General features: G+C 47.5%; 19 protein-coding genes. 4 read left to right on the forward strand and 15 right to left on the reverse strand.

Going from position 1 to position 22,994, the window contains the following annotated elements; translation table 11 throughout:
- Positions 1-139: 139 nt before the first annotated feature.
- The 4 genes from GLV81_RS07595 to GLV81_RS07610 form a co-directional block, all read right to left on the reverse strand.
- A complete protein-coding gene (locus GLV81_RS07595) occupies positions 140-1,696 on the reverse strand; it encodes an outer membrane beta-barrel family protein (protein ID WP_157478253.1) in 1,557 nt (518 codons plus the stop codon).
- The gene (locus GLV81_RS07600; RefSeq protein WP_157478255.1) at positions 1,684-2,682 is read right to left on the reverse strand and encodes a TonB-dependent receptor; all 999 of its coding nucleotides are present in this window, start codon (positions 2,680-2,682) and stop codon (positions 1,684-1,686) included. The genes GLV81_RS07595 and GLV81_RS07600 overlap by 13 nt, the downstream gene beginning before the upstream one ends.
- 191 nt (positions 2,683-2,873) lie before the next feature.
- A complete protein-coding gene (gene dapF / locus GLV81_RS07605) occupies positions 2,874-3,707 on the reverse strand; it encodes a diaminopimelate epimerase (protein ID WP_246186312.1) in 834 nt (277 codons plus the stop codon).
- A gap of 37 nt (positions 3,708-3,744) precedes the next feature.
- Positions 3,745-4,623 carry a nucleoside phosphorylase gene (locus tag GLV81_RS07610; RefSeq protein ID WP_157478257.1) on the reverse strand — a complete coding sequence of 293 codons (879 nt, stop codon included), beginning with the start codon at positions 4,621-4,623 and terminating at the stop codon, positions 3,745-3,747.
- A gap of 370 nt (positions 4,624-4,993) precedes the next feature.
- On the opposite strand from GLV81_RS07610, the gene GLV81_RS07615 reads away from it, so the two are divergent.
- The gene (locus GLV81_RS07615) at positions 4,994-5,404 is read left to right on the forward strand and encodes a hypothetical protein (protein ID WP_157478258.1); all 411 of its coding nucleotides are present in this window, start codon (positions 4,994-4,996) and stop codon (positions 5,402-5,404) included.
- Between the two features lie 94 nt (positions 5,405-5,498).
- On the opposite strand, the gene GLV81_RS07620 is transcribed toward GLV81_RS07615, so the two are convergent.
- From GLV81_RS07620 to GLV81_RS07655, 8 genes are all read right to left on the reverse strand, one after another.
- A complete protein-coding gene (locus GLV81_RS07620; RefSeq protein WP_157478261.1) occupies positions 5,499-5,990 on the reverse strand; it encodes a GNAT family N-acetyltransferase in 492 nt (163 codons plus the stop codon).
- A gap of 3 nt (positions 5,991-5,993) precedes the next feature.
- Positions 5,994-6,149, reverse strand: a complete 156-nt coding sequence (locus tag GLV81_RS07625) for a hypothetical protein (protein ID WP_157478263.1) — start codon at positions 6,147-6,149, stop codon at positions 5,994-5,996.
- A gap of 2 nt (positions 6,150-6,151) precedes the next feature.
- Entirely contained in the window at positions 6,152-6,499 is a 348-nt protein-coding gene (locus GLV81_RS07630; protein WP_157478265.1) for a hypothetical protein, read from the reverse strand.
- A 15-nt stretch (positions 6,500-6,514) separates the two neighbouring features.
- Positions 6,515-9,184: a valine--tRNA ligase gene (locus GLV81_RS07635; protein WP_157478266.1), complete on the reverse strand. Its 2,670-nt coding sequence runs from the start codon at positions 9,182-9,184 to the stop codon at positions 6,515-6,517.
- Between the two features lie 143 nt (positions 9,185-9,327).
- Positions 9,328-11,337, reverse strand: a complete 2,010-nt coding sequence (locus GLV81_RS07640; RefSeq protein ID WP_157478268.1) for a hypothetical protein — start codon at positions 11,335-11,337, stop codon at positions 9,328-9,330.
- A gap of 15 nt (positions 11,338-11,352) precedes the next feature.
- A complete protein-coding gene (locus tag GLV81_RS07645) occupies positions 11,353-12,339 on the reverse strand; it encodes an AAA family ATPase (protein WP_157478270.1) in 987 nt (328 codons plus the stop codon).
- Between the two features lie 25 nt (positions 12,340-12,364).
- On the reverse strand, positions 12,365-14,998 hold the full coding sequence (locus GLV81_RS07650) for a transglutaminase domain-containing protein (RefSeq protein ID WP_157478272.1): 2,634 nt from the start codon (positions 14,996-14,998) through the stop codon (positions 12,365-12,367).
- Positions 14,999-15,001: 3 nt separating this feature from the next.
- Positions 15,002-16,372: a DUF58 domain-containing protein gene (locus GLV81_RS07655; RefSeq protein ID WP_157478273.1), complete on the reverse strand. Its 1,371-nt coding sequence runs from the start codon at positions 16,370-16,372 to the stop codon at positions 15,002-15,004.
- Positions 16,373-16,558: 186 nt separating this feature from the next.
- Between GLV81_RS07655 and GLV81_RS07660 the strand changes: the two genes are divergently transcribed.
- From GLV81_RS07660 to GLV81_RS07670, 3 genes are all read left to right on the forward strand, one after another.
- Positions 16,559-17,464 carry a class I SAM-dependent methyltransferase gene (locus GLV81_RS07660; RefSeq protein ID WP_157478275.1) on the forward strand — a complete coding sequence of 302 codons (906 nt, stop codon included), beginning with the start codon at positions 16,559-16,561 and terminating at the stop codon, positions 17,462-17,464.
- 476 nt (positions 17,465-17,940) lie between these two features.
- Positions 17,941-19,275 (forward strand): exonuclease domain-containing protein, encoded by a 1,335-nt coding sequence (locus GLV81_RS07665; protein ID WP_157478277.1) that lies wholly within the window; start codon positions 17,941-17,943, stop codon positions 19,273-19,275.
- Between the two features lie 39 nt (positions 19,276-19,314).
- The gene (locus GLV81_RS07670) at positions 19,315-19,785 is read left to right on the forward strand and encodes a hypothetical protein (RefSeq protein WP_157478279.1); all 471 of its coding nucleotides are present in this window, start codon (positions 19,315-19,317) and stop codon (positions 19,783-19,785) included.
- Positions 19,786-19,788: 3 nt separating this feature from the next.
- Here GLV81_RS07670 and GLV81_RS07675 read toward each other — a convergent pair whose 3' ends face one another.
- From GLV81_RS07675 to GLV81_RS07685, 3 genes are read right to left on the reverse strand one after another with little or no spacing between them, the layout of a single operon-like run.
- The gene (locus GLV81_RS07675) at positions 19,789-21,018 is read right to left on the reverse strand and encodes a glycosyltransferase family 2 protein (RefSeq protein WP_157478281.1); all 1,230 of its coding nucleotides are present in this window, start codon (positions 21,016-21,018) and stop codon (positions 19,789-19,791) included.
- A 15-nt stretch (positions 21,019-21,033) separates the two neighbouring features.
- Complete coding sequence (locus GLV81_RS07680) at positions 21,034-21,807, reverse strand: class I SAM-dependent methyltransferase (protein WP_157478283.1); 774 nt, start codon at positions 21,805-21,807, stop codon at positions 21,034-21,036.
- Positions 21,808-21,821: 14 nt separating this feature from the next.
- Entirely contained in the window at positions 21,822-22,949 is a 1,128-nt protein-coding gene (locus GLV81_RS07685; RefSeq protein WP_157478284.1) for a glycosyltransferase family 4 protein, read from the reverse strand.
- Positions 22,950-22,994 lie beyond the last annotated feature (45 nt).

The following is a 22,994-nucleotide window of genomic DNA, read 5'->3' on the forward strand; positions in this document are numbered from 1 at the left end:
ATGATTATATACAACAGGCCCCGATGAAAATCGGGGCCTGTTGTATTAACCTGATATTAAATGCCTTCATACTAACATCTGTCATCTAACATCTAACATCTAAACTGTCAACTACCAACCATCAACCATCAACTATGAACTATCCTTCCCCGCCACCTTCGCCATCGCCGCCTTCCCGGCGTTTGAAAATCTGCAGGTCTTTGTTGCCAAAACGATAGCTGAACGTAAGGCGAATGGTCCGCACATTCCAACGACGATAGGAGTCCTGATAAAAACGATCGGTATCGGTAATGGTACCCATAATGCGACTATTGAACACGTCCTGCACATTGAACGTCAATGTGCCTGCGTTATTCTTCAGGAAATCTTTGCGAATGGCAAAGTCCATGGATTGTTGCGCTTTCATGCGTCCTTGTGGTATCACTCTCGGGCTCTCGTATTCACCCATCAGTTGAAAGGAAATATTGTTGAGCAACTTGCTGTCCGGCTTCACAATTTTATAGTTCATGGTTAACCGTGCATTCCAGTTGAAGCCGTAATTGTTCAGGTTAATGTTGTTGACTGTTGCTTTTACATCTCTGTACTGAAAGTTGAGGTTGGGCGAAATGTCGAAGGCCGGTGAAAACTTGTGCTGCCAGGTCAGTTCGAGGCCGCTGCGGTTGGTGCGGTCGGCATTGATGAATGTGGATACCAATGCAGTTGGTGTGATGCCTGCACTGCTGAGTTGTGCCAGCAATTCGCTTCCAATGGTATCCGTAAACTGTGTGATGTCTTGCGTATTGTTTCTGTAATAGGCAGAAATCAAAAAGTTGCCTTTGTCATACACCCGGTTGTAGTTTACTTCAAAGCTGTTGGTAAACTCTGGTTGCAAAGCGGGGTTGCCCTTGCGTATGTTTTGCGGATCGCTGATATCGGTGTACGGATTGATTTGCCAGAAATTGGGCCGGCGAATGCGGCGGCTGAAATTGATTTGCAAATCGTGACCTTCTTTCAGTTGGTAAGTGAGGTACAAACTAGGGAAGAAAGCATTCCAGATACCGCTGCTTTTGTTGGGATAAGTGTAGCCAAATTTTTGGGCACTGTCTTTCAGTTCGCCATCAAATTTGGAATACTCAAAACGCAGACCCGCCTGGTATTTCCAGCGTTTGCCCAAGGCATTGCTGTAGTTGCCATACACGGCGTTAATCATTTCTTTAAAACCATAATTGTTGCTCAGCGGCAATTTGGTATTGCCACTGTTGGCTACGCTAAATACATCCAACTTATCGTTGCTGATGTTGTGATAGCTGCGGGCTCCCAGTTCCAGCTTGCTGTTTTCGCTGATGGGATTGACATAGTCTGTTTGAAACGTGTACTGACGGCCATTGCCCACACCTTCGTTGCGTACCAGCACTGCTGCGCCATTGGCATTGCCATCGGCAAAATAAAGTTGGTTGCTGATGTCGTTGGCGCCGCCATTGGTGCCGCCGTTGTAGGTGAAATCGGCCGTCCATTCTTTTCCTTCTTTGGCAAAAGTGCGGCGGTAGTTCACCTGTGTGTTTTGGCGTTTAAAACCAAAGTAATCATTGTTATAACGGATGCCTGTTTGTGTCAATTGCCGGTTGGCATCGTAGTAGTTTTGGTCTTGTATTTCTTCAAAACCAAAACGACCATCTACAAAACCCTGGCTCACACTGATGGAGTTCATGTCATCCATGAAATAATCGAGCCCGAAGCGGCCGGAAGTAAACCTGCGGCTGCGGTCACTTTCGGTACGCTGGTTGAAGTAGGAGCTGGCTTGTCCGTTTTGCTTGTTGGTACGATCGGCCTTGCTGATGGCCGTGCCGCCACTACGGTTGTAACTGCCGCTGGCAAAAAGTTGAGCTTGCCCTGGCGGTAGTTGATGCTCACATTGCTGTTGAACACTTTGGGAACACCGCCACCAATAGAAGCCGTGCCGTTCATGCCATTGCGCCGGCTCTTCTTCAACACCACATTAATGATGCCGCCGGTGCTGCCGGCATCGTACTTGGCCGAAGGGTTGGTAATGACTTCTACTTTTTCAATATCGTCGCTGGGTATTTGCTCCAGTGTGAGAATAGTGGGGCGGCCATCTACAAAAATTTGTGGTGAGCTGTTGCGCAGCTGCACGTTGCCATTCACATCTACATTCAGGCCGGGTATGGTACGCATCAAATCGACAGCGGTTCCGCCTTTGCTCACAATGCTGGCTTCCGCATTAAAAATGCGGCGATCTACGCCCAGCTGCATGAAAGGCTTTTTGGCAGTTACCACCACATTGCCCAGTTGGTTGCTGGCTTCGGTAAGGGTGTAGCTGCCGGCTTTGAGCTGGCCGCTGCCCGTGAGCCACACAATGGGTTCGAGCACAGTGGTAAAACCAATGAGGCTGATTTCTATTTGCATGGCTTCGGAAGCCACGGCTTTTACCGTAAACTCACCCAACTTATTGCTAATGCCTACAGCAGAAAAAGTATCTGTCTTGGTTTCATTTTTTACAAGTGTGTACACCGACACCGTGGCGGCTTCCAGTGGTTTGCCATTGCTACCTTTCACCGTACCACTTACCAGTACGGTTTGTTTTTGAGCCACGGCCAACAAGCTGCTACACAACATTACAAACAGGAAAAACCAACGGCTGCTAACGATGGAGCGGGAGTGAAAATGCGTCATTTGAAAAAACATGCTGTATCGGACGATGATTGTGTTGCTATCCAGTACACACAAGCTGTTAAAGTGTTTGGCAAATGGCCAAAAAAATCCCCGCTTACGCAGGGATTCACTGTAAAGAAATTTTTTGATAAGCCACTAATTCACAGATTGCGATAGCAATTATTATCCGGATAATCTGTGAATCTGCGGCCCCGAACTTTTGCTTATTTCAGCTCAATAAAACCATCAAACACTTTTTCGGCAGGGCCGGCCAGCCATACGTCTTCAAACACATCATCGTCTTTGCGGTCAAATTCTACATAGAGCTTGCCGCCCTTGGTGCGAATGTCTACATGGTTGAAACCGCGGTCGTTGTGGGCATTGGCGATAGCCGCAGCCGTAACACCAGTACCACAACTGTTGGTTTCGTCTTCCACGCCCCGTTCGTAGGTGCGTACATAGAGCTTGGTACTGCTCAGAGGTTCTACAAAATTCACGTTTACACCATCGGCTTTAAAGCGGTCGCTGTAGCGGATGCTGCGGCCTTCGCTTACCACATCCAGTTCAGTGATACGGTCCACACTTTTTACAAAATGCGGAGAGCCGGTATCGAGTAGGTCATAGTTGCCATTGCGTTCGAGGCTGCTCACGTTTTTCATTTTCAAGCGTACCCAACCGTTCAGTTCAATGGAGGCATAGTGTTCACCATCCACTGCTATGAATTTGAATTCGCTTTTGTGAATGCCCATGTGGTGAGCAAACTTCACCAGGCAGCGGCCGCCATTGCCACACATGCTGCCTTCTTTGCCATCGGCATTGTAGTATACCATGCGGAAATCGTAGCCGGGAGCATTGCGCAATTCCATCAAACCATCGGCGCCAATGCCAAAATGCCTGCGGCACAAGAACGCTACCTGTTCTGTGGTCAGTTGAATTTTTTCGTCACGGTTATCAATCAGCACAAAATCGTTGCCGGTGCCGTGGTACTTGTAAAAATGAATGTTCATGAAAAGCTTGTCGTTCAGTTTTTCAAAAGGCTCAGTCAATCTGAACCACAAAAGGATGAAATGTTTGCCGGGCAAAGCCTGACATCGGTCAGTCGATGGCGGCTATTTTATCCAGCGCATTTTCAATCAGGTTGGTGACGGCTTTGCCGCCATCTGACGAGAAAGTTTTGCTTACCCGGTTGGCTACCACGGCATTGAGGCTGAGGCAGTGGTGGCCCAGCAAACGGCCGAGGCCATAAATGGCGCTGGTTTCCATTTCAAAATTGGCAATGCGATGGGCACCACTGCTGAAATGGGTAAAGGCTTCAATCAATCCGGGATTGCGCAGGCCAAGGCGCAGCACACGGCCCTGCGGCCCGTAAAAACCCGGACAGGTAACGGTGATGCCTTGATGATAACCTTCAACAAAATGCTTGAGCAACTGCACACTGCAAGCAGCGAGGTAGGGCTGCGAAAACTGGCTGCCAAACTGCGTTTGCGTTACAAATTGCTGCAGCAGGCCCACTTCTTCTTCGGTTTGCTCAAAGGCGTAATAATGCAGCAGGTTATCGATGCCGAGGCCATGCGTACCAGCCACCCAGCTATCCACGGGAATGTCGGCTTGCAACGAACCACAAGTGCCCAGGCGAATGATGTTGAGGGAAGTTTTTTCTGGTTTTTCTTCTCGTGTATTCAAGTCAATATTGACCAACGCATCCAGTTCGTTTAATACGATATCAATATTGTCGGTACCAATACCGCTGCTGATAACGGTGATGCGTTTGCCTTTATAAGTACCGGTGGCCGATACAAATTCGCGGTGCTGGCGACGTACTTCAACCGTATCAAAATAGCGGCTTACCACGGCCACACGGTCGGGGTCGCCCACGGTAATCACGGTACCGGCCAGTTCTTCGGGCCGCAAATCGATATGGTACAAAGCGCCACGGCTGTTGATAATCAGTTCACTTTCAGCAATACGTTTCATGATAAAACCCACTGGGCATTTTAAGTATTCAAAGGGGGAAAAAAGTAAGTGCCCGTTGGGTAAAAAAGAATACCGTATGTGCACCATTTTTGCGACTGCAATATCCGCAAACAACGGCACTTTGAATTTTCAATTTTTCATAAAGTTTGTTTCCCCTAATTTCGCAATCCCAAAACAGGAACACCTGTTGGGTAATTGACAAAAGGTACCGTGGCCGAGAGACTAGGCAGAGCTCTGCAAAAGCTCGTACAGCGGTTTGAATCCGCTCGGTACCTCAAGCTTTAAAAATAAAAATGATTACCTCAGGGTAATCATTTTTTATATCTGCGTGTTGCTTGTTTGGCAAACCGCCTAAAAACGACAAAACACTATGCAACGTACCTGGAGAAACTGGCTTGGATTGGCAGCATCGCTGGCCATTATTGGTTCCTGCTTTATGCACTGGACCTGGTATCCGGATATTGAAAAATTCTTCACGGGCTTTTTCACAGAGAAAAACTATTACGGCAAGCCAGCCTATTTTCTCATTTCCATGTCATTGATTGGCCTGGCTGCACATGCTCTCCGGAAAATTTGGTTGTACCGCCTCAATCTGGTTGCTTCAGGGTTGGCCATGGCATTTGCTATCCGCACATTTCTGCTGTTTACCAGTTCATATGATGGCTACCTGCCCGAAAAACAACCCGGCATTTACATCATGCTGCTGGCTTCCATTCTCAATTTGATCATTGGTATGATGAGTATGAATGAGAAACCAAAGAAGACAGAAGAGAAAGGCTAAGGTCGAGAGGAAGAAAGGGGAAAGTTAAGGTCAAGGTTAAGGTTAAGGTTAAGGCTGAGTCCATACATAGAAGCCAGCTTATATCATTAGCACATCAGCTAATTGCTTTCCTCATTTTGTAATCATTCATATAAAACCCCGCACCAATGGGGTAGTCGCCCTGGTCGTAAATCTGGTAACCGAGGTGTTGGTAAAAACCAACCGCATTGTTATTACGATTCACGTTTAAAATGAGGGATTTGGCGCCCTGCGATTTTGCCAAATTTTCTACCTCTGTAATCAGTGTTTTACCCGCACCTTTTTGTTGCAAAAAAGGAAGCACATACAATTTGTGCAGTTTCCATTCGCTGCCCTCCACCGGGCCACAACCCGCAAAGCCAATGGCTTTTCCGTCTTCTTCTGCTATCAAAAACTGATGCCCTTCTTCCGTCATTTGGCGCCGCAATACTTCCTCGCTATACATCATGTGGAGCATGTATTGCATTTGCCGTGGCGATAAAATATCGGCGTAAGCAGTGGGCCATACAAGGGCTGCCAAATGCTGGATGCTGGCGATGTCGGCAGTGGTAGCAGGTCGGATGTGCATGGTTTACAACAACTTCAAAAACAGGGGAGGTGCCTGGTATAATTTTTTCGTTTTCGGATGCTGTACAATAATCTCTTCAAAGAGCAGCTCTTCTTTCGTTTGCACGTACTCTTTCATTTCGGCCTGCCATGCTTCGGGTATGCGTGGGCTATCGTACACATCTACTGCCTGAAAGTTGGCAATGATTTTTCGCTTGCCGGTTTTGATGTCATCGGATGCTTCTTTTTGCGCCAGCCAAACCTGAAACTCACCACCTGCAGGTCGGTGCCCGTGGCTGTGTCCGTTACTACTAAGGGAGCATTTAACGCCTGCTTCCAATCGCTGATCAGCACTGGCATTCCTTTTTTGTAAGGACCAAAACGTACCTGCATTTTGGGCATGGCGGTATCGGCAGCAGTGAGCTTAGGTGTTGCAGTTGCGGGCTTGGGTTTTGCTGCCGGCTTGGTTTGTGCCAAACCGGTAGCACCCAGCACAGCTATCAGGAACATCCATAACGTGAAATGCTTCATGCGATTCGTATTTGCTTAGCCTAACGCTGCCAAACTTTCTTCTATTGTTTTAATGCGGGCTTCGGCATCGGCTTTCTTTTTTTGTTCAATGGCCACCACTTCGGGTTTGGCATTGGCTACAAAACGTTCGTTCCCCAGCTTTTTCATCACGGTATCCAAAAAGCCTTGCTGATAAGCCAGGTCTTTCAAGAGTTCAGCTTTCAGCGCCGCGGTATCAATTTCTCTTTCCGATTCAATGAAAAACTTTTCGCTTTCGATGGCTACCACCACAGTGTTGGCTACCGCTTCTTGTGTATAGAAAAGATCGGTGGCATTCACCTGCTTTTTCAATACCGAAGCAATGCTTTCGTAGTTCGATTGCACTGCCGTTTGAATGTGCAGCTTTATGGGATCTTTGGGTTTGATGTTGTTTTTCACCCTTGCTTCTCGCAGGGTAGAAATCACTTGCTTCAGCAGTTCGCCCTGCTGCAATAGTGCAGCATTGGGGGTACCTGCAGGCGTCCACAAATGAGTGCACAAATCGTCGGTGCGTTGTGCCATGTTGTGGTACAATTCTTCGGTAATGAACGGCATGAAGGGATGCAACAATTCCAAGAGTTCATCAAAATATTGAACGGTCTTCTTGTACACTTCTGCACTAATAGGTTGCTCAAAACCGGGCTTCACCCACTCGAGGTACCAGCTACAGAAATCATCCCAAATCAATGAGTACACAGTCTTCAACGCTTCGCTCAGGCGGAACTGGCTCATGAGTCCGTCGAGCTCCTGCTTCACCTGCTGCAAGCGGGCACCAAACCAATCCACCGCAAACTGGCTGTCGGCCAATTGTGCGGCATTGTCTGCCTGGCGGCCTTCCCACATTTTCACCAGCTTCATGGCATTCCACAACTTGTTGTTGAAATTGCGGCCCTGTTCCAATGAGCTTTCATCAAACAGCAAATCGTTGCCGGCGGGTGAGGCAATGAGGATGCCAAAGCGAACAGCATCGGCGCCATATTTATCAATAAGGCCTAGTAAGTCGGGGCTGTTGCCCAACTGCTTGCTCATTTTGCGGCCCTGCTTATCACGCACCATGCCGGTGAAGTAAACATCTTTAAACGGACGCTTTCCTTCGTATTCGTAGCCGGCCATAATCATGCGGGCTACCCAAAAGAAAATGATATCCTGACCCGTTACCAAGGTGGTAGAAGGGTAGTAATATTTCGCATCGGCGTTGCCTGGATTGCTGATGCCCTTGAACACTTCCATGGGCCAGAGCCAGCTGCTGAACCAGGTGTCGAGCACATCTTCATCTTGAGAAAGACCACCGACAACGGACGACGGACGACCGAATTTATCTTGATAAATAGTTTCCGCTTCTTGTTCGGTTGTGGCCACTACATAATTGCCTTCAGCATCGTACCAAGCTGGTATGCGCTGGCCCCACCACAGCTGGCGGCTGATACACCAATCTTTGATGTTGCTCAACCAGTGGCGGTAGGTATTCTTCAGTTTCTCCGGGTGAAATTGAATGCTGTCGTTCAACACATCTTCCAGCACTTGCGGGTTCTTTTCCATGAACGCAGTCATGTTGATGAACCACTGCAAACTCAGCTTGCTTTCAATAATGGCGCCGGTACGTTCGCTGGTACCCACCTGTCCGCGGTAGTCTTCTTCTTTTACCAACTGGCCCAGTGCAGCTATGTCTTGAGCAATTTTTTTGCGCAGCTCAAAACGGTCCATGCCATTGTAGGCCTGCACTTGCTCCGATGGATTTTCTTCCATCAATTCGGCGGTGGTAAACTTGCCCGATGCATCGAGGGTATCGATGGCTTTCAGGTTGTGTTTGAGGCCGAGCATGTTGTCGTTCTTATCGTGTGCCGGTGTAATTTTTAATGCACCGGTACCAAACTCAGCATCCACGTATTCATCTGCAATAATGGGAATGCGGCGGTTGATGATGGGCACGATAACTTCTTTGCCAACAAATGCAGTATAGCGTTCGTCAGTTGGGTTTACACAAATGGCTACGTCGCCCAATATGGTTTCGGGACGGGTGGTAGCCACCGTCATGCCTCCGGGTGTGCCATCGGCAAAAGGATAGGTAACGTAGTACAGCTTGCTGTCAATTTCTTTGAAGATGACTTCTTCATCACTCAGCGCTGTGAGGCCTACAGGATCCCAGTTGACCATGCGTTTGCCACGGTAAATGAGGCCTTTGTTGTACAGGTCGATGAACACTTTAATCACCGACTGATAATAGTCGGGGTCCATGGTAAAACTGGTGCGGTCCCAATCGAGGCTGCAACCCAGTTTTTTGAGTTGTTGTAAAATGATGCCGCCGTATTTCTCTTTCCATTCCCAGGCGTATTTCAAAAACTCATCGCGGCTGAGCGAAGATTTGGCAATGCCTCTTTCGCGGAGCATACCTACCACTTTGGCTTCGGTGGCAATGCTGGCGTGGTCGGTGCCCGGCACCCAGCAGGCATTTTTGCCCTGCATGCGAGCCCGGCGAATGAGAATGTCCTGAATGGTATTGTTGAGGCAGTGGCCCATGTGCAACACACCGGTCACATTGGGCGGCGGAATAACAATGGTATACGGCTCCCGATGGTCGGGGGTGCTGTGAAAATATTGCTTGTCCAGCCAGTGCTGGTACCACTTGGTTTCGGCTTGTTGGTGCTCAAAGTTTTTGCTCAGTTCCATATCAATATAATATACGCTGCCGGGCAGCGGGGCGCAAAAATAACGAATGCGAAAGGCATTTCCTGAGAAAGCCTGTGAGCCTTTCCCGAAGCGGGTATCAGCCTTTTCAATACTTTAAAAAACGATGAAAACGAGTGGTGTGATTAAAGCTTTTCACCAGCGGCATTGGCCACAGGCGCTTCCACTTCTAACGGCACTTCTACGCCAAAAAAGCTGAAGGCAATTTCCTGCCCCACTTTGTCAGCACTGGTAAACCGAATATTTCTACTCAATCGAAGTTTACTCCGGCTGTCGTACACATCAATTTTGGCGCTGTACTTGCTGCCCTTTTTGCTGAATTGAACCATGGCTTTTGGCACAGCAGCATTGCTGTAGTTTTGCCAGTTGCAGCTTTCAATGTCTGCCTGTACTTTTTTAGTAATTACATCCGAAAGACCGCTGAATTGCAACTGCATCGTAAACGGCAGGTTGCTAAATGGAATCAGGTTGGGATAATTGTCGAACAAGAGTGTTTGATACTTCAGCGCATCATCGTTGTTGTCTTCCCGCACAGCGTGTTCCCACAAGCCTTCGTATAGCCGGGCCATAAAGAGTTTTTCATGAGCGGTGTCCACACGGGTTTGCATCAATGTCGAATACATTTTAGCAGCATCTGCATATTTTTTCTGCGTCCAAAGCAGCCTGCCTTCATACAGCGTGAAATAGGGTTTGATTTTTTCTCTTGGGTCGAGGCTGGCGTAGTCATGCATGAGCTTGCTGAAGTAGCGGGGACTGAAGCGATGCATAAGCGAAAAAATTTCATCGTAACTCACGGTGCTTTCACCACAAAAAAGGTCGTAAATGATGCGGCTTCTTTCTGGGTTTAAGATGAGTTGATTGGCCAGTAAATATTCATGCACGTATTGCTGCGCCTGCAGCGACGCTACCTCGTACAACCATTTGGGATGGTACCACCAATTGCGATGTAAAAACTTGGTGGCTGCAATTTTCTTTTCGAACCAGACTAACTTGAGTACGCCAATGGTAAACTCGTATTGCGGTTGTGTAAGCGTAGTGCCAATGTGAATTTCTTTGAAATGTGCCGCCTTGTCGAGCGTAAGCCAGGCACTATCCAATTCGCCATTGTAGAGGTAAGAGCGGGCCAATGCTATATTGTACCAGCCAAAGCCCGGCGATGAGTTCGATAATTCAATGGCCTCTTTTGCCATCGACATGGCTTCATTCGTTTTGCCTGCGTAAATGTTGAGGATGGGCAAGTAATAATAAGGCTCCATCAGGTTTTTAAAGCCACCATATTTGTAACGGTCACGGTCGTACATTGCTGCAGCCGTTGCAAACTCGCCAATTTCTGCTTTCAAGCTACCATAGTTGTTCCAGCTGACAGCTCCGTACGATGCCATTTGCTCATAGTAGTATGCACTGCTGTCGTAGTTTTTGAGGTAGGAGTGTATGAGTGATAAATTGTGGTAAATGCTCATCCGGTCTTGCTCTGCCTGAAAGTCGCCAAACCACAAGTTGTTGTTTTCCAGGTTACGGTTGATGTGATCCAAGCCTTCGTAGCAGGCAGCTAAAGCCAGCTGTTCATTTTCTAATACGGAGTTGCGCAAAAAACGATACTGCTCTTTGGTGTAAAATCTGTTGCGATGGATGAGCCATGCCAGCCTTGGATACAAACTGCCGAAATGATCTTTGCGAAAACTTTTGGCCTTCAATTTTTGCAATACCCACATGGCACTGTCGGGACGTTCCAGGTTTTCATATACTTCACGTACAGCATTGGTCAGTGTCAGATAATCTACATACCGCTGGTTATTCACGGTGTACGTATACGGGTCGTTGAAAATGGTGGTGAGCAATGCGCCGAAGTCTTTTTCCATCAGCAAAAAGGCCTTGCGCAAAAAAGGCAATGACTTTTCCAAACCACTTACATCGGCAGAGCGGTCGCTGAGGTACATGCCTTGGTACATCCAGCCCATGTAATAGGTGCTGTCGAGCCGCACAAACTCTTTGCCTCTTGGCAATGCATCTTTTTCCGTTGGAGAAACGCCTTGCCGCTTCGCATCTATTTCGTAGCGGGCAGCAGGGTTTTGTGCATGGCTATGTACTGCCAGCAACAACATTACAACACTCCATATGTATCGGAAATAACTCATGAACGTTGAAGGCTGTTATTGAGTAATGCGCAGTTTGTGTAAACGATCCATTTCTGTTTTCAAGATGCCAGGCAACGCATTGGCTTTGGCTTCTTTGTTGCGATACATCAGGCGGTGGTCAAGCACCGGAATCGTGAGGTCGAAGATGTCATCTTCGGTCACAAATGTGCGGCCGTTGACCAATGCGTATGCTTTCAGGCATTTCAAAAAGTTGATGCCGCTTCGGGTAGAAGCACCGAGAATAATTTCAGGGTGACGACGTGTTTCCCACACGATATTGCGTACGGCTTTCACCAACTCTTCGTGAATGGTTACCTGCTCCGCCTGCTCTTGCAAATTCAAAATTTCTTGCATGCTCAGCACTTGCTGAATGTGCTGCAGGTTGTTGGCAATGCCTAAGTAGTTGTTGTAGATTTCCAACTCCGTTGTTTCATCTACATAACCAAAAATAATTTTGATAGAGAAGCGGTCCAGCTGTGCAGCAGGCAACGGATAAGTGCCTTCCATTTCTACCGGGTTTTGAGTAGCAATGGTGAAGAACAGCTTATTGAGTTTGTAAGTGGTATCGCCAATGGTGATTTGATTTTCGGCCATACACTCCAGCAATGCCGATTGCACTTTTGGTGATGCCCGGTTGATTTCATCGGCCAGCAATACATTGGTAAACAACGGTCCTTTTTTGAAGACGAATTCTTTTTTGTCTTCGTCGTAAATGTGCGAACCGATAAGGTCCATCGGCAGTAGGTCGGGTGTAAACTGAATGCGTTTGAAACCCACACTGCTATCGCCACCCATGGCACCGCTGATGCTTTGTGCCAACGTTTTGGCCATTACGGTTTTACCCGTGCCGGGATTGTCTTCCATTAAAATATGGCCCTTCGCCAGCAAGGCTGTCAAGATGTATTTGATCTGGCTGCGTTTGCCTTTGATAACGGTTTCAATATTATCAACCAATTGTTGCAGGTGCTGCATGGCCATTTCGGTTGCCTGAGTTTGCTCCATGGTGTTGTGTTTTATTGGCGGGTGGTTATGATGCGTATAATGATGGTTTGCTAAAGAAACTGATGCTGCGGCGCAGGTCGATCATGTGTGAAAAACGATGCTTGAATGGCAATTGTTTGCTCACTGTGTGAATGGTAGCGGGATAGTAAGCTGCTGCTATTTCCAGGTCGCGGCTGTTGAGTGGTTGCTTGCTGTATTTCAGTTTTTGATATACCTGCATAAAGCTTTCGAGCTGTGTGCCAAATTGTGCATCTACTTGTTGGCGGGCAAACTGCACTGGTGACAACCCCGTTTTTTCAATGCCCATTTGATGCAGGTAATACATCATGCTGAGGTAACGCCAGTATTGTTGTGTGGCTGGCTTGCCGGCTGTGGCAGCTCTCATACGCAGGTATTGGAAAATGAGCCAGGGCAATGCCAGTAACAAAATAATGAAGGCCATGGTGCCAATGGCAAGGTTGCGCCAAACGGCATTCCAGTCGGTGGGTGTTTCTGGCACAACTTGTTTATCCAGCGCTGCTTTTTCTTCTTCTGTCAGCATGATTTTGATTTCATCAATTGGTGCTGGTGTCGGAAAGCGTTGCAGCAATGTAATTGCGTTATCCGCTTCAGTAGGTTCAATTTCTTTAAATGTGTTGGCGTACGAAACCGCAACAATCTGTTGGCCTTTTTCCAATGCACTCAAATTAACTACGCCGGTGTCGTGGGTGATTTTTGCCATGCTCACATCCATCAGCCAGGGCTGTGTGGGCTTTAGTTCGTAGGGCCGATCCCAGTACAGCATCTTCTCCAATTGCATGGTTACTTTTTTAGCTGCAGTATCTTTGCTCACTACAGTGCCGTTGGCTACCAGCCAAGCGGTTTGCGTAGCCAGTGGTGGTGTTTGGTCGGGTTGTGGTGCCTGTTGTTGTTCGGCATCGGGCACGGTGGTATCAAAATCTATCCAGCCATAACCCGGAAAATAAACCTGCACCCAGGCATGCGCCTGGTCTTCGTAAAACCAATACCAGCCGGGGTTTTTATTGCTGCGGTCAATGGTCATAAAGCCGGTAGCAATGCGGCTGGGTATGCCGAGTGAACGCAACAAAAACAGCGTAGCTCCTGCATAGTAAGCGCAGTAACCTTTTTTATTGTCGAATAAAAAGTAGGTGAGTTTGTTGGCGCTGGGTATGCCGGGTACGCCGGGGTTGTCGGAGTATTTAAAAGTTGGTTGACCGTTTTCGTCTTTGCGCATAAAAAAGTCTCGCATGGCAATGGCTTTGTCCACCGTGGTGTTGGCGCCGGTTTCTGCTACAATGCTTGCTGCCAGTGCCCGTATGCTGTCGTATTCTTCGCCGTAAGGCATACTGGTATAGTACTGCATAAATGCAGCATTCGTTTGGCTGTAGTCTGGTGCCTCCCGCAGTATGCGGAAGCGTTCTTCCTGAAACTGCTCCAGCCATTGAGCACCGGCGGGGTTGTACACAAAGTAGGCGCTGTTCAGTTCACTCACCATCATCTTGGCCCGGTAGGCACTGCGGTACACATCTTTGTTTTCATCGGGCACCGAAATGGGCTGCACAAAATAGGCTGTGGATGGAGCGGTAAATACCCGGGCACTCAATTGTTTTTTGTACACTTCAACAGTTGCGGTGCGGCGCATTTTTCCATTGGTGGCGGAGTACAAAACGCTGGTGTCTTGCTTGGTAAAGAACAGCGGAATCTGGCTGACATCGGGGCTAAACAAATCATTGAAAGGCCGCAGACTATCTACTTCAAATGTTTGCGTTTCTATATCAAACTTGCTGTAATAATCGGTGATGAAATACAGCGGGTTGGGTGTTTTGCCATCTACAAAAAAGTTGTCGAGTTTGGCTACAAACACTACCGAGTCTTTGTTGGCTTTGTTGTTGAAACCCGACAATCCCATGCCCTGGTTGGTAGTGGTGCCGCTGCCATCGTTGTGCGTCATGCCACTGCCTTTGTTGTTGCTTTCTTTGGGTTGTTGCTGGCTCCATTCTTTTTCTACGCCTTCGTATTGCGGCTTCAGCCAATAGAGCAACCCGGCAATCAGTAATATCATCAGCGCCATAAAACCCAACATGCGGCGGGCTACTTTCCAAAACAGTGCCGGCTCTCGGGTGTTGATGTTGCGCAGCAACTCACTGATGTAAATGATGTAAAAGTTATATGCCAAAGTAGGGGCATACAAGGCTATCACCATGTTGCTTTGCAATGTTGCAGTGGTTGCTACTACCACAGCCATCGCTGCCAACAATAGCACGGACCATACCACACTAAAGAAACGGGCCCGGGCGAAACCGTATCCGGCTATCCAGCCTGTACCAAAAAACAACGCCGCAGTATAAAATTTTACACTCCAGAAATATGCATCCAGTTCGCCGGTGAGTTGGGTTTCTACCAGCAAGCCGGTGCCGGCTACAATGGCCAGCAATACCAAGCTGATGGGTAAAAAACGAAACCTGCGCAGAAACAATGAGAAGGCCGCCAGCATGCCGAGTGCAAACTCCAGTGTTTGCATGCGCCAGCCATTTTGCAAAAAAGAAAAATATTGGTTGGCTTCGAAAATGGCATAGCCCACTACCGCAATTGTCGGCAGGCCAAGCAGCAGGTACAGGGCAGCTTCTTTTCTAAACGTGTATTGTTTCAGTTGCATCATGCCTTATCCAATTCTCAATGCATCGGCACCATGCTTTTGCAGTAGTTGCAGCAGCAGTGCTTCATTGTCTTTTAGTTGTTTCAGCGTACTGTATTTCCCAATTTCTGTAAAACCTTGTTTCTCAAAATTACCTTCTGGTTTAATGAAAATCCAGCGCAACCATTTGCCTATTTGCCGTTTGGGCATGCCTTTGCTCAACTCTACAAATACTAATGTAGCTTTCTGTTGCTGGCGTTGCAGCAGTTGGTCCAGCTGCTGCGGGCTGCTCAGGCTCGAAAAACAAATCAATGCATGGCCTTTGGCAGGTACCACACTCAACAGGTCGTCTTCGTGGTGCCAGTTGCTGGCCGATAAATTGTACTCCGTGGCTTGCTGTGCATTGGCAAAGTTTCGGTTGGGCAGCAATTGGTCGGGTATCAGTTTTACCAAACGCCCTGCTTTTTGTAACTGGCTGTACAGGCTCCAGCAGCTGATTTTGAAATGATCCAACCCACGTGTATTGACGAGGTAGTTATCATCCATACCCAGGCTGTCAAAAAAACTGGTGTACATGTAAATGTGCGAAGCGTATGGGTCGAGTATCTCGGGTATGCGTACCACGAGCTCTTTGTTTTTGGCGTAAATCTTCCACACAATGCGCCGCACATCGTCGTTGTCTTCAAAGTTTTTGTAGTTGATGTATTCGCCTTCAATGCGTTTCAGTTCTTCTATCCGCACATTTTCCTGCTCGGTTCGCTGTGGCGACACCATGGCTGTTTCCTGCTCCCGCCGGCGGGGTTTGGTGTAAAAAGATTGCTTTACCGGTATCCGCAAACTGAAACTGAAAAACTGAAACAGGTCTTCGAAGTACACCAGCATTTGCTCAATATCATACTCCCGAATGGCGGGCAAAGGCCAGTAGTACCAACCGGCTTTTTGCGATGTAAACCAACCCTTTTGCTGGCTATTGCTCACCAGCGAAAATTTGGGCGACAATTTGATGCCATCGTACAACAAACGGTATCTCAAAAAACCAAACAGCGGCTGCCATAAGGGTTGAATCTGAATCGTGATTTTACGGCCACCATAATCATCGCCGTCTTCTGCATGGGCAATGTTTACCTGCACCCGCCTTTTTTTAATGTGCCATGCCAGCCACAAAAACGGTAGCAGGGTAGTAGTAAGGCAAAAAGCAATGAGCAATAACACTGCACTAAAAGCTGCTTTAATGAGCAGCTGCAACAAGGCGCCGGTAAATGATGGGTCGGTAGGCAACTGGCGTTGCAGCCACCACCAGGCTATGGCCATGGCCAATACAAACAGCAACAGATAGAGCCGTACCGGTACAAAAAGGGAGAAGTATGACAGGCGCTGGCGCCAGGTGGGATGGTTCATAAATATTGCGTATGCAAAATACTACGTTCGTCATTGCAACAGATGCCCGCAATACACCAAATACACACAAATAAAATGTAAAAACCTGCTCTTGTGTAAGCATGATACAGGCATCGATAATTCCTCGTATTATTTGCCTGTGGCCATTGCCTTTTTCTGTGCTCTCAAATCCTACATTTGCGCACCATGTCTGTATCTGTAGTTGAGTATACTTCTTGTCCGGTGTGTGGTGGCAGCCGCATTGCCCATGTTATGTCCTGCAAGGATTACACCGTTAGTGGCGAGCAGTTTTCCATTGCAGCATGTGCCGATTGTACCGTGCGGTTTACGCAGTCCGTACCCGATGCTGCGCATATCGGGCCTTACTACCAATCCGACAATTACATTTCGCACAGCGATACCAACAAAGGGCTTGTCAGCAAACTCTACAAGCTGGCCCGTACGTACACACTGGCTAAAAAAAGGAAAGATGTACAAAGGGCTACACAGCGGCGCACCGGCCAATTGCTGGATGTGGGCTGCGGCACTGGCGCTTTTCTTCATGCCATGCAGCAGGCAGGCTGGCAGGTTACCGGTCTGGAACCCGATGCCACCGCAAGAGCCAATGCTCAACGCTTATACCAGCTGCAGCCGCAAGATCCAGCAGCATTGTACCACATGCCGGCGCAGCAGTTTGATGCCATCACCATGTGGCATGTGCTCGAACACATTCATGATTTGCATGGCTATCTCAAGGCCTTTCAGCATTGCCTCAAGGCCGATGGAACGCTGATGATTGCCGTGCCCAACTACCTCAGTAAAGACGCACAGCAATATGGCCGCCATTGGGCTGCTTACGATGTGCCGCGTCACCTTTATCATTTTACCCCAGCCAGTATTGAAGTGCTGGCTCGTCAGCATGGTTTTGTGGTAAAAAAAATACAGCCCATGTGGCTTGATGCTTTTTACATCGCCATGCTCAGCGAACAATACCAGCATGGCAAAGGCAACTTGCCCGCCGCATTTTTGGCGGGATTGCGCAGTGTGTGGCATGCCTATCGCCACCCCGGCACCTGCAGCTCACAAGTTTACTGGTTGCAAAAGCAAGCTTAGTTTTTTGAGACGAGCAGTTGAGCCCTGTGGCAACTTCGTTGTGTCTCCCGATAGCTATCGGGACACTTCACCTGCATCGCTTTATGGCAACAATTTCGCACTACTTGTCCCGCTCAAGGCGGGAGAGGACACAGAGGGCTCAAAGTTTTTACATCTGCGTGCATCCGTTTCATCCTGTAAATCCGCGTCCTGTGTATTTTTTTGTTTTGAGAAAACATTGTGCATTAAAAAATCTGCGCATCTGTGGCTTCTTTTTATTTCACCCTTTCAGGGCTTCTAATAGTTTGCAACACCTTTATTTCCACGGGCTACACCCGTGGCTAAAATATTGTCGCCCTTTCAGGGCTGCACCAAACTTTGTGGAAGTGAAATAGTAAAAGCAATCCGTGAAAATCCGTTCTATCCTGCTAATCCGTGTCCCACAAACGCTATCATCAATAACAAACTAAAACCTTTAGCATTATCTTCGTGGGCAGATGTACGCCATTGTAGATATTGAAACCACCGGAGGCAATGCCAGCAGTGGCGGTATTACCGAAGTAGCTATTGTATTGCACAACGGCCTTGAGGTGGAGGGCAAGTTTGAAACCCTCATTAATCCTGAGCAACACATCCCCGCTTATATCACGGCTCTCACTGGTATCAGCAATTACATGCTGGCCGATGCACCCACATTTCCCGAAGTTGCGGACCGCATTTTTCGCTTGCTGCAAGGGCGGGTGTTTGTGGCGCACAATGTCAATTTCGATTTTTCTTTTCTACACCACCATTTACAAATGAACGGCTATCAGTGGCAGGCAAAAAAGCTGTGCACCGTTCGCTATGCCCGCAAAGTGGTACCGGGTTTGCCTTCGTATAGTTTGGGCAATTTGTGCCGGAGTGTAGGTATCGATATCAGTAACAGGCACCGTGCCGGTGGTGATGCCATGGCTACGGTTGAACTGTTCGAACATTTGCTGGCCAACGATCCGGAGCAAAAGCATTTGCAACATTTTCTGAAAGGCAAAACACCCGATACGTATTTGCCCATGCATGTGCCCGCAGAGCAATTGCATCAGTTGCCATTTTGCCCCGGCGTGTATTATTTCAAAGACCAGCAGGGCAAAGTGGTGTATGTAGGCAAGGCTAAAAACTTGAAATACCGGGTTCGTAGCCATTTTGCCAACAACAGCGGTAGCAAACGCAAGCAGGATTTCATCCGGCTCATCCACAACATTGAATACAAAGCCTGCCTTACTGAAATGCATGCACTGGTGCTGGAAGAACTGGAGATCAAAAGAATTTGGCCTTTGTACAACCGCAGCCAAAAAAGACCGGTGCAACTCTATGGCTTGTATGCCCTGCATGACCAGCGTGGATTTATGCGTTTGGCTGTAGAAAAACGCAAAAAGAATTTACCCGCCATTGCCAGCTTTCACCGCTCCGAAGAAGGCTATATGTTGGGCCGCAAACTCATGCAGCAATTTGATATCAACGAGCAGCTCTTGTTTGTAACGGGGCAAGTGCAAGAGCCGGCAGAACATTATGAACAACACAATGGCAAAATGGAAGCAGCCATTGATTTTTTGCAGGAGCAGTTGCCCACCTGCGTGATGTACGAGTGGGGCGAAACGGAAAAAGGCGAACCAGCCACGGTGTTGTATTCCATCGAAAAAGGATTGTTTACCGGATGGGCTACCATCCCTCAGCATGTAGTGCCCATTGATCGTACAGCTTTCAACTGGCATGTCTGTTCCGATAATGAATACATAAGAGCCATGTTGTTTCGCTTTGCCGATGCACAGCCTCAGCAGTGTGTGCTAAATTGTTAATCTCTGATACACTTCCTGTTTTTTTATTTTTTTTGAGACATGAAGAAACTCACCATCCCATTTGTGTTTGCTATTGTTTGTGCTGCATGCGGCGGCAATAGTCAATCCGAATCAGCGGATATAGCTGATTCTACCAACGCACCCGGCGAAACGGCGCTGTCACTCGTTAGAGAAAACGTCAATCCAAAGCCCGTTGCCAATTTCGAGAAAAAGATTCCGAACGAATTGAACAACTGGTATTTCAGGGTACAGCTGTATGAAACACCCAATCGCTTTCAATACAAGCTGTCGATGCAGTATCAGGAAGTAACAGGAGAGGATACACTACGCATTCCCAACCTGGGCAAAGAGCCGAGAGTGGAGATTAAACCCGGCAAATCTGAATACAGTTGCATCCTTGGTTTTTATGATCAGGACGGCGTATTCAGGGAATACAAAGAAGTGTCGGTAAAAGATGAATCGCTGAGTTTGACAACACTGAAGCGATACGCCGTTTCTGGTGGCGAATAATATTTAAAGTGCTTGTTGCTTTTCTGCAGCAAGCACTTCTTCTATGTACACCACATTGGTGTGTTCTGTTTTCAAAAAACTTTTAGAAGCCCGCTTTATTTTCAACAGTGATAGCAGCTGGCGAAAAGCAAATGCGGGAAGCATCCAAACATGCCTACGCATGGCACTGTTACTGGTATGTGTGGCTACAATGCCGGCGATACCCACAAAAAATACCAGCATGATGGAAGCCCACACAAAAAACATCGTCCAGCTGACAAAAGCTCCAATGGCAGTCAGCAACAAACCAGCGCCAACCACCATAAACAAAGGCGGTCGCAACAGCATCAATGCAAAGTATATAAGGTTGGCATTAAGTCTTTTCAAACCAGTCATCAATACTTCCCAGCCATATTTCATGTACTTAAACTGTGCATGAATCCATCGGGTACGTTGTTTTTCCAATGCCTTGCCATCCGTTATTTTTTCATCATAAATAATGGCGTGTTCTGCAAAACCAATTTGTGGTACCCGTTGCACCAAATGTGCTTGTAGTTTTTTATCGAAGCCGCCAAGAAAATGTTTGTACTCCACTTCTTTGTACAAAGGAATGTGTACCGCTACGCCCGAACCCCAAATGGCGGCCGAAAAGCCAATGTCCATACGCATTTTGCGTTCGAGGAAGAAGTTGAATATGTCGCCAATGGCATCCATTTTTGCGAATGAAGTATCGGTGTTCTTTGCTTTGAAATTCGCCTGCACAGCCAGGTAGCCCGCCTGAAAAAAGCGGTTGAGTTCCGCCAGAAAATTGGGATGCAACAAGCTGTCTACATCCAAAATAATCACCGCATCCAGGCTTGGGTCAAAATGATCCAATGCATACTGAATGGATTTAATTTTTGCATGCAGGGCAGGAGTGGGGCGAAGTACTTGTACTCTTTCATCAGTAAAGTGCAGGTTGCTGATATCACAATCGTCGGCTACTACATACGCTTTGAAATGAGGATGCGTTTGCCTGAGTATGGAATCTACAAGCGGATCAATAAATCGAGTGTCCTGATGTGCTGTGATAATGAGCCCAAAAGAAAAATCACGGTTGTGCAACACGGGCAAAGGATGGCGGTAGTTTTTACCCAGCACCATTCTTCTTACCCAATACACAGTCAGCATGAACAATGGCGTGACCAAATAAAAGGCCAGCAGCCCCTGCACAAGGTAAAAGAGCCAAAGCAGTACCTGTTGTAAAATATGCATGAGTAGGTTGTCGTCTTAAGCTGCGGATTGTTTTTTCCAGACAGTGAAAAAACCACCTGCCAAAGCATGTGGCAGATAGTCGGCCAGCTTGCCATCTACTTTTTGCAGCAATCCCGATTTTTTGGTCACCAATGAAAATGGAAATACATCATCAATAAAATTACTGTTGCCAAAAGCAGTGATGGCAAAGCCGGTTTCGGCAGCCATCTTTTCCAAATCTTTTTGGGTAAAAAATTGAATGTGATCAAGATTGTCGGCGCTGGATTGTGTGGTAGTGCCGCTATAGCCAAGTAGTTTCTTTACCCGGTTGGTAAACCGCCAGGTAGCATTTTGTTTTTTCTGCATGTTGATAACAGGTTTTGTAACCAACACTTCTCTGGGACCCATACCATTGGGCACGGTTACCACCAAAATACCATTGTCTTTAATGGCTTCGTGCAACACAGTGAGCAGTTTGGTTGGTTCACTCAGGTGCTCCAGCACTTCGCTGCAAATAACCACGTCGTAGGTTTTGCCTTCGGCAGTCAGCGCCTCAGCACTTTTAACCATAAACTGTACGTTGGGCAGTTTGTTTAAAGCCGATGCTTTGGCGATGGTTTTATCGCTTACATCTACGCCCAATACAATATATCCGTGGCTGCCAATAAAGCGACTGATAACGCCATTGCCGCAACCTACATCGAGCACGGTGCCATTATCGCCAATGTTTTTGCGAATAGCATCCAATATAAAATGAAGCCGTTTTATATCTGCGTAACGGGAGAATTCGTATTGCGCATTTTTTTTCATGGGGTGGGTATGTTTCAGTTTTTTGAAATAAGTGATTGATAGACCTGTTCAATTTGGCGGGTCATTTCTGCAGCGCTAAAATCATGAATAATATCTGCACGGGCTTGCTGTCCTAATGCATCACGAAGTTGCGGTTGTGCAGCCAGTTGGCAAATGCTTTCTGCAAGGGAAGATGCAATGTCTGCACCTTGAACCAACAAGCCGTTTTGTGTATGCCGGATGATTTCTCGGGTGCCATCTACATTGGTGCCAATAACAGCTTTGGCCATGGCCATGGCTTCGAGCAAACCAATGGGCAAACCTTCCCAAATAGAAGGCAATACATACACATCTATAGCTGCCAGTACTTGTGGTACATCTGCTCTGAAATTGGAGAACGTTACATGCTCTTGAATGCCCAATTGTTTGGCCAATGCTTCACCTTCCAGGCGCTGGTCGCCTTCGCCTACCATCAGCAAATGCAGTTGAGTATTTTGGGCCAAGGCTTTTGCAAATGCCCGGAGCAACAACAACGGTTGCTTGTGTTCTGTAAACCGGGCCACAAATCCGATAAGCGTTACGTTGTCGGGTATGTTCAATTCTTGCCGAACAGTTGATGTAACTGTGGCCGGATTGAATTTGAGTTGGTCAATGCCATTGTTAATGACAACTGATTGAAAACTGCTGATTTCTTGCCGGCCGCTTTCCTGATTGCTTTTGGATACAGAAATATTGGTGCTTGATAATTTGGTAATGAGGCGTTCGCCCATCACCCGAAGATTGAACACCAATGGCGATTGTTCTTTGTGAAAAGACCAGCCATGTACTGTATATACTAATGGAATATGTTGCCTTTTGGCCGTCCACAATAGGTTAGAAGCTGCCCGGGTGCCGTGTGCATGTATAAGGGCAAACTTATAGGGTTTGGCAAATGCCGCTACTTTACCCCAAATGCTTACATCGAAAGGCTTTTCGGTGTAAATGACTTCGGTATGTATGCCCATTTTACGGAGTGCATCAACCATGGGGCCTTCTGTAAACGACAATACAACGGGGTTGTATTTGTTTCTGTCAATGTTTTCCATCAGGCTGAGCAGGTGGGTTTCGCCACCACCTACCTGCCCCTGGCGTATGCATTGCAGTATGTTGATTGGTTGATTCATGTGTGTAGTTGCAAAAGCATCAAACTGCCGGTCTTCATTTTCCGG

This window comes from Phnomibacter ginsenosidimutans (assembly GCF_009740285.1).
In the GTDB taxonomy this organism is placed as follows: domain Bacteria; phylum Bacteroidota; class Bacteroidia; order Chitinophagales; family Chitinophagaceae; genus Phnomibacter; species Phnomibacter ginsenosidimutans.

Coding starts and splice junctions, on each gene's coding strand:
- GLV81_RS07670 (WP_157478279.1), top strand. CDS start 19,315: ATGAAGAAACTCACCATCCCATTTGTGTTTGCTATTGTTTGTGCTGCA.
- GLV81_RS07610 (WP_157478257.1), bottom strand. CDS start 4,623: ATGAAACGTATTGCTGAAAGTGAACTGATTATCAACAGCCGTGGCGCT.
- GLV81_RS07600 (WP_157478255.1), bottom strand. CDS start 2,682: ATGTTTTTTCAAATGACGCATTTTCACTCCCGCTCCATCGTTAGCAGC.
- GLV81_RS07650 (WP_157478272.1), bottom strand. CDS start 14,998: ATGATGCAACTGAAACAATACACGTTTAGAAAAGAAGCTGCCCTGTAC.
- GLV81_RS07645 (WP_157478270.1), bottom strand. CDS start 12,339: ATGGAGCAAACTCAGGCAACCGAAATGGCCATGCAGCACCTGCAACAA.
- GLV81_RS07665 (WP_157478277.1), top strand. CDS start 17,941: ATGTACGCCATTGTAGATATTGAAACCACCGGAGGCAATGCCAGCAGT.
- GLV81_RS07630 (WP_157478265.1), bottom strand. CDS start 6,499: ATGAAGCATTTCACGTTATGGATGTTCCTGATAGCTGTGCTGGGTGCT.
- GLV81_RS07685 (WP_157478284.1), bottom strand. CDS start 22,949: ATGAATCAACCAATCAACATACTGCAATGCATACGCCAGGGGCAGGTA.
- GLV81_RS07615 (WP_157478258.1), top strand. CDS start 4,994: ATGCAACGTACCTGGAGAAACTGGCTTGGATTGGCAGCATCGCTGGCC.
- GLV81_RS07655 (WP_157478273.1), bottom strand. CDS start 16,372: ATGAACCATCCCACCTGGCGCCAGCGCCTGTCATACTTCTCCCTTTTT.
- GLV81_RS07640 (WP_157478268.1), bottom strand. CDS start 11,337: ATGAGTTATTTCCGATACATATGGAGTGTTGTAATGTTGTTGCTGGCA.
- GLV81_RS07635 (WP_157478266.1), bottom strand. CDS start 9,184: ATGGAACTGAGCAAAAACTTTGAGCACCAACAAGCCGAAACCAAGTGG.
- GLV81_RS07660 (WP_157478275.1), top strand. CDS start 16,559: ATGTCTGTATCTGTAGTTGAGTATACTTCTTGTCCGGTGTGTGGTGGC.
- GLV81_RS07620 (WP_157478261.1), bottom strand. CDS start 5,990: ATGCACATCCGACCTGCTACCACTGCCGACATCGCCAGCATCCAGCAT.
- GLV81_RS07675 (WP_157478281.1), bottom strand. CDS start 21,018: ATGCATATTTTACAACAGGTACTGCTTTGGCTCTTTTACCTTGTGCAG.
- GLV81_RS07680 (WP_157478283.1), bottom strand. CDS start 21,807: ATGAAAAAAAATGCGCAATACGAATTCTCCCGTTACGCAGATATAAAA.
- GLV81_RS07595 (WP_157478253.1), bottom strand. CDS start 1,696: ATGGATGACATGAACTCCATCAGTGTGAGCCAGGGTTTTGTAGATGGT.